Source organism: uncultured Caballeronia sp., from assembly GCF_964243625.1.
GTDB lineage: Bacteria > Pseudomonadota > Gammaproteobacteria > Burkholderiales > Burkholderiaceae > Caballeronia.
In genome coordinates, this window is the sequence record NZ_CAXTGZ010000204.1 from 1 (window position 1) to 9,621 (window position 9,621).

At 59.1% G+C, this 9,621-nt stretch carries 10 protein-coding genes and 1 tRNA gene; 7 read left to right on the top strand and 4 right to left on the bottom strand.

Going from position 1 to position 9,621, the window contains the following annotated elements; translation table 11 throughout:
- Nucleotides 1-423, top strand: a 423-nt coding sequence (locus ACFFAR_RS15480) for a GNAT family N-acetyltransferase (protein WP_375508085.1), incomplete at its 5' end; no start/stop codon positions are given.
- Here ACFFAR_RS15480 and rmuC read toward each other — a convergent pair.
- The 4 genes from rmuC to pncB all read right to left on the bottom strand — a co-directional run bounded on the left by rmuC (nt 420) and on the right by pncB (nt 5,636).
- The gene (gene rmuC, locus ACFFAR_RS15485; protein WP_075357159.1) at nt 420-1,886 is read right to left on the bottom strand and encodes a DNA recombination protein RmuC; all 1,467 of its coding nucleotides are present in this window, start codon (nt 1,884-1,886) and stop codon (nt 420-422) included. The two genes, ACFFAR_RS15480 and rmuC, sit on opposite strands and share 4 nt — an antisense overlap.
- A 2-nt stretch (nt 1,887-1,888) precedes the next feature.
- Entirely contained in the window at nt 1,889-2,869 is a 981-nt protein-coding gene (locus ACFFAR_RS15490) for an NAD(P)-dependent oxidoreductase (protein ID WP_174364948.1), read from the bottom strand.
- 10 nt (nt 2,870-2,879) lie between these two features.
- Entirely contained in the window at nt 2,880-4,271 is a 1,392-nt protein-coding gene (locus tag ACFFAR_RS15495; protein WP_375508087.1) for a sodium:proton antiporter, read from the bottom strand.
- A gap of 174 nt (nt 4,272-4,445) precedes the next feature.
- Nucleotides 4,446-5,636: a nicotinate phosphoribosyltransferase gene (gene pncB / locus ACFFAR_RS15500; protein ID WP_061999967.1), complete on the bottom strand. Its 1,191-nt coding sequence runs from the start codon at nt 5,634-5,636 to the stop codon at nt 4,446-4,448.
- 460 nt (nt 5,637-6,096) lie between these two features.
- Here pncB and fdxA point away from each other — a divergent pair, with 460 nt between their 5' ends.
- The 6 genes from fdxA (at nt 6,097) to kdgD (ending at nt 9,502) form a co-directional block, all read left to right on the top strand.
- Complete coding sequence (fdxA, locus tag ACFFAR_RS15505; RefSeq protein WP_061999968.1) at nt 6,097-6,420, top strand: ferredoxin FdxA; 324 nt, start codon at nt 6,097-6,099, stop codon at nt 6,418-6,420.
- 132 nt (nt 6,421-6,552) lie between these two features.
- Nucleotides 6,553-6,628 (top strand) — tRNA-Asn (locus ACFFAR_RS15510).
- A 289-nt stretch (nt 6,629-6,917) separates the two neighbouring features.
- The gene (locus ACFFAR_RS15515; RefSeq protein WP_375508086.1) at nt 6,918-7,088 is read left to right on the top strand and encodes a hypothetical protein; all 171 of its coding nucleotides are present in this window, start codon (nt 6,918-6,920) and stop codon (nt 7,086-7,088) included.
- Nucleotides 7,085-7,507 carry a PIN domain-containing protein gene (locus ACFFAR_RS15520; protein WP_174364143.1) on the top strand — a complete coding sequence of 141 codons (423 nt, stop codon included), beginning with the start codon at nt 7,085-7,087 and terminating at the stop codon, nt 7,505-7,507. Before ACFFAR_RS15515 ends, ACFFAR_RS15520 begins: the two co-directional genes overlap by 4 nt.
- Before the next feature lie 74 nt (nt 7,508-7,581).
- A complete protein-coding gene (locus ACFFAR_RS15525; RefSeq protein WP_075357163.1) occupies nt 7,582-8,325 on the top strand; it encodes a FadR/GntR family transcriptional regulator in 744 nt (247 codons plus the stop codon).
- 259 nt (nt 8,326-8,584) lie between these two features.
- Nucleotides 8,585-9,502 carry a 5-dehydro-4-deoxyglucarate dehydratase gene (gene kdgD / locus ACFFAR_RS15530; RefSeq protein ID WP_061999972.1) on the top strand — a complete coding sequence of 306 codons (918 nt, stop codon included), beginning with the start codon at nt 8,585-8,587 and terminating at the stop codon, nt 9,500-9,502.
- Nucleotides 9,503-9,621 lie beyond the last annotated feature (119 nt).

The window sequence follows — 9,621 nt, forward strand, 5'->3', positions numbered from 1 at the left end:
TTCGTTGGGACAGAGTCCGGCCTCACCGATGCCCTGTTCGGCGACAAGCCCGCAGCGGAAGCCATGGTCGCGGAAGAAGACGGGGTGATCGTGGGTTATGCCCTCTTCTTCCAGAACTACTCCACGTTCCTTGGCAAGCGCGGGCTTTATCTGGAAGACCTGTATGTCAAACCTGGCATTCGCGGCAGCGGACTTGGCACGAAGATGCTGCGCGCGCTCGCGGCGATTGCGGTGGAGCGTCAGTGCGGCCGCTTCGAATGGACTGTGCTCGACTGGAACCAGAACGCCATCGGTTTCTACGAGAAGATGGGCGCGACCGTGTTGCCGGACTGGCGCATCGTGCGGATCACCGGCGACGCGCTGGCCACCCTCGCTTCGCCTTCTGCCTCGCCTTCTGCCTCGGCGAATGCCCCGGTAAATTAAGCTTCCGGTTCCTCGCGATCATCCGCTTCATGCCCGAGCAGGCTGGCCGCCTGCTCGCCCGGCAACGCTTCTACATCGCGCAGTTTCTTGCTCATCTGACGGGTGCGCGTTTCCGCTGATTCAATCGATCGCGTCACCGCCTCAAGCTGCGAGCGCGTCTTCGAGAGCACTTCCCCGAACTTCCTGAATTCCGTTTTTACCGCGCCGAGCACTTGCCAGACCTCACTGGAACGCTGCTCGATCGCGAGCGTCCGGAAGCCCATTTGCAGGCTGTTGAGCAAAGCGGTCAGCGTGGTCGGGCCCGTCACACTCACGCGATATTCACGCTGCAAGAAATCCGTCAACCCCGGACGGCGCAAGATCTCCGCGTACAAACCTTCAGTAGGCAGGAACAACAACGCAAAGTCCGTGGTGTGCGGCGGCGCGACATACTTCTGCGCGATGGTCTTCGCCTCAGCGCGAATCCGGCCTTCGAGGGCGCGCGATGCCTCTTCCACCGCGACTGGATCTCCGCGATCCTGCGCATCGATCAGACGCTCGTAATCCTCGCGCGGAAATTTCGCATCGATGGGAAGCCATACCGGCGTCGCCACCGCGTTCGCGCCGCTCTGGCCGGGGGCGTCGTGTCGGCCGGGCAGCTTGATCGCGAACTCCACGCGGTCGTTGCTCTTTGGAATGGTCGCGACATTCTTCGCGTACTGGTCCGGCGTCAGGAGTTGTTCGAGCAGCGACTCGAGTTGCACTTCGCCCCATGTCCCCCGTGTCTTGACGTTGGTCAGCACTTTCTTCAAGTCGCCGACGCCCGCCGCCAGTGTCTGCATTTCCCCCAATCCGCGATGCACCTGTTCAAGTCTGTCTGACACCAGCTTGAACGATTCGCCAAGCCGCTGTTCCAGCGTGGCATGGAGTTTTTCATCGACAGTGCGGCGCATTTCTTCGAGCTTCGCCGCGTTGTTCGCTTCGATGTCCTTCAGCCGCGCTTCAAGCGTCATGCGCACCTCGCTCAGACGGCGGTCGTTCGATTCCGACATCTGTGCGAGTTGCAGCGTGAGGGCATCGCCGAAACGCTTGAGCGCCTGACTTTGTTCGTCGCGCGCGTGCTGGCTTTGCTGGACGTTGCTTTCCGTCAAGGCAAGCAACTGCCGCGAGAACGCCTCAAGTTGCGCGTTCTGCACGTTCGACATGCTTGCAAGTTGCGTCGCAAGCGTCTGCTGGAACTGAGCGAACGCGCCGCCCGCTTCCGTACGCGATGCGCGGGACGTCTCCACCACCTCGCCCCGCACATTGCGTTCGAGCCGCTCCTGGGCGCGTGCGTGGGCTTCGCCCATATCGATAACCCGGTCAGTGAGTGCGTCGAACTGTTCTTCGATATCCGTCTCGCGCTTGGGCCGCAGCAACAGAATCAGCACGATCACCAGCGTGATCGCAAGGACCGCGACCGCAGCGCTCAACAGCAACAACATTGTCATTTCTTCAGTACTTCCGGATTGATCGGGTTCGGCGGGTTGCCGGCGCGGGGACCTTCGCCTAATGCAGCGATGAGGTTGTCGGCAGCGAGATTCGCCATTGCGCGGCGTGTGGATTCGGTCGCGCTTGCAATATGCGGCGTCAGTACGACGTTCGACAAACCCAGGAAATCGCGATTGAAATTCGGCTCGCCTTCGAAGACATCGAGGCCCGCTGCAGCGATGGTCTTGTTGCGCAGCGCTTCGATCAACGCAGCGTCATCGACGATTCCGCCTCGCGCGATATTGGTCAGCGTTGCCGTAGGTTTCATGCTCGCGAGTTCCGCCGCGCCGATGGTGTGATGGTTTTCGGCGGTGTACGGCAGCACCAGTACAACGTGATCGGCCTGTTTGAGCAAGTCAGCCTTCGATGCGTATTCGGCATTCAACTCCGACTCGATCGCCGGCGCGACACGCGAACGGTTGTGATAGATCACGCGCATGTTGAACCCGCGCGCACGCTGGGCCAGCGCTTGTCCGATGCGGCCCATGCCGATCACGCCCAGCGTCGAGCCGTAGACGTCCGCGCCGAGAAACGCATCGTACGACCACGTGCCCCATTTGCCCGCGCGCAGGAAATGCTCGGATTCCGTGATGCGACGTGCAGCCGCCATCATGAGCGACCAGCCAAAGTCAGCGGTGCTCTCGTTCAGTACGTCAGGCGTGTTCGTGCCGAGCACGCCATGGGCATTGAGCGCCTGCATGTCGAAGTTGTTATAGCCGACGGCCATGTTCGACACGACCTTCAAATTCGGTGCGCCTTCAAGCACCTTGGCCGTGACAGGATCGCCCGCGAGCAACGCGCCATCGCGATCGGCCATGCGGCGCGCAAATTCGTCGGCGGGAAGCGGCGCGCCGGGATTGGCATCGACTTCAAAATACTGTCGCAGGCGTTCGATCACGTCCGGGAAGATGGGGCGGGCAACCAGCACTTTCTTCATCGACTTCTCCTTAAAAGAACAACCATCCGGTAAGCAGGTACAAGGGCAGCAAGATGACCGATGACCAGCCCAGGTAACCGAAGAAACTGGGCATCACAACGCCGCGGGATTCGGCGATCGCCTTGACCATGAAATTGGGCGCGTTGCCTATGTAGCTGTTCGCGCCCATGAAAACGGCACCCGCGGAGATGGCGGCGAGCGTGGTGGCGCCGGTCGTCATCAAGGCCTGTGCGTCGCCGCCGGCGAGGTTGAAGAACACGAGGTAGGTAGGCGCGTTATCGAGAAACGATGACAACAGCCCCGTCGCCCAGAAGTAAGCAATGTCGATGGGCTTGCCGCTCGAGTCGGTGACGAGATGCACGATGCCAGCAAACGCGCCATCCGCGCCGGCGCGCAGAATAATGATCACCGGTGCAATGGTGATGAAGATGGCGGCGAACAGCTTCGCGACTTCTTCGATAGGCGCCCAGTTGAACGCGTTGCCCTCCCGCGCGCTCTTCGGCGTGAGCTTCAGTGACAGCAACATCACGACGATCAGCAATACGTCGCGCACCAGGTTCTGCAACGCTACGTGCGTGCCGAATACATCGAATTCGATACCTGGTTTCCACAAGCCGCTCATCAGGACCAGCACGACAACTGCCGCCAGAAGAACGAAATTGATTTTCCCGTCGATGCTCAGCGGCGTCTTTTCAGCGGTCTCCGGCAGCACGTCTTCCTTCGCGAAATAGTACCGGTCGAGCGCATAAAAGAGCGCGAGCAGGATGGCGCAGATAAACAGCGTCGGCTTCGCGAGATGCACGGTGGTCCAGAAGAAGCTGACGCCGTTCAGGAAGCCGAGGAACAAGGGCGGATCACCGAGAGGTGAAAGCGAACCGCCTGCATTGGCAACGAGAAAAATGAAGAACACCACCCGATGCACACGGTGCTTGCGCTCTTCATTTGCGCGCAGCAACGGGCGGATCAGCAGCATTGCTGCGCCCGTGGTTCCCATGATGCTGGCGAGGAAGGTGCCGAGCGCGAGCAGTCCGGTGTTCAACCGGGGCGAACCGCGCAGGTCGCCATTCAGGCATATTCCGCCAGCGACGGTGAAGAGCGCCGTGAGCAGAATGATGAACGGGATATATTCTTCCAGCATCGCGTGGACGAAGGTCGCGAAGGCGGTGTTCGCTCCGAAACCAATGGCAAACGGTACGAGAAAGGCAATCGCCCACGCTGCCGATATCTTGCCGAAATGACTGTGCCAGGCATGCGGCGCGACCAGCGGCGCAATGGCGATGGACAGCAGGATGCCCGCGAACGGCAGCGCCCAGAGCGGCGACAACGCGGCGCCATCGAGCGTCGCCGCGGAGGCATCAAGCGGCAGTGCCGCGAGCGCGAGGACCAGCATCAACCAGCGCATATCCCAACTGCGCCGCCCGCGTGATTTCCAGCATGCGGGCGATGGTTTCATGGGTGGGTCCTCGTTGGCAGGTGCGTCGATCAAGGACTCGATTATAACGAGCAGCCCTGCCGCACGACCCTAGACCGAATGGCTAACGCTCAGCCGGGTTGCGTCCGGACGCACGCCCACGAGCTACAGTTCTCCTACCGGCTTGACGATATCGAAAACCTGGCGCAGGTACGCAAGATAAGCCTGGTCTTCGCACATGTTCTTGCCGGGAGAATCGGAGAGCTTGGCGACCGGCTGGCCATTGCAGCGAACCATCTTGATGACGATCTGCAAAGGCTGGTAACCCAGGTCGTTGGTGAGATTCGTACCCACGCCGAACGCTAGCTGGCAACGGCCGCGAAAGCGTTCGTAGAGCTGCAGTACTTTGGGAATGTCGAGTGCGTCCGAGAAAACCAGCACCTTGGTTCGCGGGTCGCATCGGTTCTGCTCGTAGTGACGGATCAGGCGCTCGCCCCAGTCGAACGGATCGCCGGAGTCGTGACGGGCGCCGTCGAAGAGCTTGCAGAAGTACATGTCGAAGTCGTTGAGAAACGCCTTCATGCCGTAGACGTCGGAGAGCGCAATGCCCAGATCACCTCTATATTCCTTGGCCCACATCTCGAAGCCGAAGACCTGCGAATCGCGCAGCCGCGGACCGAGCGCCTGGCAAGCCTGCAAGTACTCGTGCGCCATCGTGCCCAGGGGACGAAGGCCGTGCTTCATTGCGTAATAGACGTTGCTCGTGCCGGTGAACTGCTCGCCCAAACCTTCCTTCAGCTTGAGGATGACTTCTTCGTGCCACTTGCCGGAGAACCGGCGGCGCGTGCCATAGTCGGCGATCTTGCACTCGGATACCTCGGGGCTGCCGCCAAGCAACTCGATCTTGTCGCGCAGACGGTCGCGGCCGGTTTCGAAAGTCGGATCGCGCTGCGTGTTGCGGAAATAAACTTCGTTGACGATCGCGAGAACGGGAATCTCGAACAGGATGGTGTGCAGCCAGGGGCCGACAATATCGATGTCGATCTCCCCGTTGTTCTTCGCCGACGGCTTGATCGTCACCCGCTTTTCGTTGAGGTGAAAGAGCGCCAGGAAGTCGATGAAATCGCTCTTGATGAAGCGCATCCGCCGAAGGTATTCGAGCTCTTCTTCGGTGAAACGCAACTGGCAGAGCGCGCGCACTTCCTCGCGAATTTCCTCGATGTACGGAACGAGATCGACACCTTGCGTACGGCATCGAAACTTGTATTCCGCATGCGCTGCCGGGAAGTGATGCAGGACGACCTGCATCATGGTGAACTTGTAGAGATCGGTATCGAGCAGCGAATGGATGATCATGGTTCCAGACGAACGGCTAGTACAACGGATAGAACCGCCAGGCAAAATCCCGCGGGCAAACGCAAACGGAGGGTCTGTAAGGACACGGTCTGTAAAGACACGGTCTGTACGGACACGGTCCGACGGAACGCACTGACCAGGCACTGGCTGGTCTGCCCCGGCGGCCTCGAAGAGCATGTTACCCGAAGTGCAAAGCCTGAGCCCCGTGGGCCATGGCGTCGAATCCTTTGCCGCACCTTGCGGGAGGCCCGCATACGCCCATAAACAAATCACTAAAGGATATAAGGCCTTCTGGAACGGGGTCGCGCTGAGTTTTACCGGTACGCTACAATATTGGTTTTGGCGCGCGCAATGTGCATAGCCGGGCTGCCCAGCCCAGGAAAGAGACTGAAGGTTCGAGATCGAACCCAGCGTCCGAGTTGCCTCGCCGCCCCCACGAATTTCGCATGCAGGAGCCTGAATGACTCACGTTGTGACCGAAAGCTGCATCAAGTGCCGTTACACCGATTGCGTGGACGTGTGCCCGGTGGACTGCTTCCGCGAAGGTCCCAATTTCCTCTCGATCGACCCGGACGAGTGCATCGACTGCGCTGTGTGCGTGGCTGAATGTCCGGTCAATGCGATCTATGCCGAAGAAGATGTGCCAGGTGATCAGCAGCACTTCATCGAACTGAACGCGGATCTTTCGCGCGCATGGCCAAGTATCACCAAGACCAAGGCACCGCTGCCGGAAGCCGACGATTTCAAGGACGTAAAAGAGAAGCTCGAACTGCTCGAACGTTGATACATAAGCGGCGGTTTGTCGCTCTGTTTAACGCACTCTTTGTTGGTAGGTAAGTTTTTAAATCGAGATGAACGCAGGGTGTTGACAGGCTAGAATCCCCTCCATATAATCTCGTTTCTCTGCTGCAGATGTTCCCCGATAGCTCAGTTGGTAGAGCGCCGGACTGTTAATCCGTAGGTCCCTGGTTCGAGCCCAGGTCGGGGAGCCAAAAAGGTTCCAGACAAAAAGCCCAATCGAAAGATTGGGCTTTTTGCGTTTAGCGCTATGGAATGCACTGCCATAGCGATTTCGCGAAGTAAGTTGCCACTGCTCATGTTTCAAGAACGAAATGCGACCTCTATGGCATGCCAACCGGGAAACTGCCTCTTCTTTCCTGATGAGTTTGGTATATACATTTGATATATCTCATCAAGAGGGGAAGGTTATAAATACTGCTAAAGTATTTTTAGTCTGGCCGATCACAGGCCGTGCGCTTGCCCAAGGAGTTCCGACTGGACGTGGATGAAGTGCGTGTGCGGCGCCACGGCAACGCGATCATCCTCGAACCGATCGCCAATGATTGGTCATGGCTCGAATTGATCGTCGGCCCCGTCGACGAAGGCCTTATCCAGGCATCAACTGAGCAGCCGACCGAACAGGACCGCCCAGATCTGGATTTCTTCAAGTGAACCACTTGCTCGACACGAACGCCGTCATTGCGCTCATGAAGGGAAATAGCGGATTTCTCGCTCGGCTGCGACAGCATCGACCGCGCGATTTCGCCATCTCATCCATCGTCGCACACGAACTATATTACGGCGCATACAAGAGCCAGAACGCCGCCGAGAACTTGAAGCGTGTTGAGGCGTTGCAATTCCAAGTTCTCGACTTCGATACTGAAGATGCCCGGCACGCAGGGGAAGTGCGCGCGGAACTCGCATTGGCCGGAACTCCAAGTGGACCGTATGACGCTCTCATCGCCGGACAGGCCCTTGCCCGCGCACTCACACTTGTCACTCGAAATACCCGGGAGTTCCGTCGCGTGAGCAAGCTGAACGTTGAGGACTGGGAAAGCCAGGAGACCCAGCGCACCTCACCCAATCTTTAAAATTGGCGGTCGTCAGACAACGGTATAATATCCGCTTGAATATATCGCCCGACCGACTCAAGGAGCGTTTTCTGATGGCCGAACCCCTCGCATCCGTCGCGACACCCCGACGTGCCCGCAACCTGGCGGAGAGCGTGTTCGACTACGTGATCGAACAGATCGAATCTGCCGCCCTGAAACCTGGCGACAAACTGCCGACCGAAGCCAAGCTCATGACCACGCTCGGCGTAAGCCGGACAGTCGTGCGCGAAGGCATTTCGCGATTGCAGGCAAACGAGGTCATCGAAACGCGGCACGGCATTGGGAGTTTCGTGCTGGAACCGCGGCGCGAAAAGCTTGGTATTGACATGGTGCCGGCCACCACCCTGCGCGATGTTCTTTCGGTGCTCGAACTGCGCATCAGTCTTGAGACGGAATGCGCCGGTCTGGCCGCGCAGCGTGCGCAGCCCGAAGACCTCGTGCGCATGCGCGCCGCACTCGATGCAATCGAAGCCACCAGCCGCAATGGCAATGACAGCGTCGCGGCTGACCTCCAGTTCCACATCGCGCTTGCCCGGGCAACGGGCAACCGCTATTTCGTCGATATCCTGACGCAAATGGGCACGGCGCTGATTCCGCGAAACCGCATCGATTCAGCGGGTATCGCGAAGGCAGATCCGAAGGCGTACATGTCGCTGGTGAATCTCGAACATGAGAGCATTCTGGAAGCGATTGTCCGGCGCGACGCCGAAAGCGCCCGCGCCGCCATGCGCATGCATTTGTCGAATAGCCGGGAACGCTTGCGGCGCGCCAACCAGGCAGCCGATGTGACCGCCTGACCCACCAAGCTCACCTGCCTCGCTCGGAATTTTCAACGAGCGCAGGCAAACTCATCTTGTCTGACGTCGTACTTTGATGGATACTATGCACGCTCGGCGGCAGCAAATACAGCCTGTAAGGTGTCTCAACTGCCATATGATCTGGGGGTTAATACCCATACTATCGCCAATCTGATCGATCTTAGAATGTCATCAGACAACGTATGTCGATTAATCTCGTAGCTGCTGGCCGCCTGGAAAAACCAACTCACGACCGAACATGACGACACCTCAAGAACTCAAGAAAATCGTTTCCGAAGGCCTGCTGTCTTTCCCGCTGACCGACTTCGATGAACAAGGCGACTTCCGCGCCGACACTTACGCCGAGCGTCTCGAATGGCTGGCGCCTTACGGCGCAACGGCGCTGTTCGCGGCCGGCGGCACGGGCGAGTTCTTTTCGCTCACGCAAACCGACTATTCGAACGTGATCCGCACGGCGACGGAAACCTGCAAGGGCAAGGTGCCGATCCTGGCCGGCGCCGGTGGCCCAACGCGCGTTGCCATTGCTTATGCGCAGGAAGCCGAGCGGCTGGGCGCGAACGGCATCTTGCTGATGCCGCATTACCTGACGGAAGCGAGCCAGGAAGGGATTGCCGCGCACGTCGAACAGGTGTGCAAGGCGGTGAAAAACATCGGCGTGATCGTCTATAACCGCGCGAATTCCAAGCTGAACGCTGACATGCTCGAGCGTCTCGCCGATTCCTGCCCGAACTTGATCGGCTTCAAGGATGGCGTGGGCGAGATCGAAAACATGGTGACGATCCGTCGTCGCCTGGGTGATCGCTTTTCGTATCTCGGTGGCTTGCCGACCGCCGAAGTCTATGCCGAAGCGTACAAGGCGCTGGGCGTGCCGGTGTACTCATCGGCGGTATTCAACTTCATTCCGAAGACGGCAATGGAGTTTTATCGCGCGGTGTCATCGCAGGATCATGTGACGACCGGCCGTCTGCTCGACGAATTCTTCATGCCGTATCTCGCGATCCGCAATCGCAAGGCCGGCTATGCAGTGAGCATTGTGAAGGCGGGCGCGAAGCTCATCGGCCGTAGCGCCGGTCCGGTGCGTGCGCCGTTGACCGATCTGACCGAAGACGAAATGGCGCAGCTCGATGTGCTGATCAAGAAGCTCGGCTCGCAGTAATCGTTTCAGGGCAGGCCGATAAAAAACCCATTCCGGCAATATGAGCCGGAACGGGTTTTGTGCCCCTGGAACGTCGGTTCAAGCCGCGAGCAGGACCACCGTCAACGATCTCACGCCCT

Coding starts and splice junctions, on each gene's coding strand:
- fdxA (WP_061999968.1), top strand. CDS start 6,097: ATGACTCACGTTGTGACCGAAAGCTGCATCAAGTGCCGTTACACCGAT.
- ACFFAR_RS15490 (WP_174364948.1), bottom strand. CDS start 2,869: ATGAAGAAAGTGCTGGTTGCCCGCCCCATCTTCCCGGACGTGATCGAA.
- rmuC (WP_075357159.1), bottom strand. CDS start 1,886: ATGTTGTTGCTGTTGAGCGCTGCGGTCGCGGTCCTTGCGATCACGCTG.
- ACFFAR_RS15525 (WP_075357163.1), top strand. CDS start 7,582: ATGGCCGAACCCCTCGCATCCGTCGCGACACCCCGACGTGCCCGCAAC.
- pncB (WP_061999967.1), bottom strand. CDS start 5,636: ATGATCATCCATTCGCTGCTCGATACCGATCTCTACAAGTTCACCATG.
- kdgD (WP_061999972.1), top strand. CDS start 8,585: ATGACGACACCTCAAGAACTCAAGAAAATCGTTTCCGAAGGCCTGCTG.
- ACFFAR_RS15495 (WP_375508087.1), bottom strand. CDS start 4,271: ATGCGCTGGTTGATGCTGGTCCTCGCGCTCGCGGCACTGCCGCTTGAT.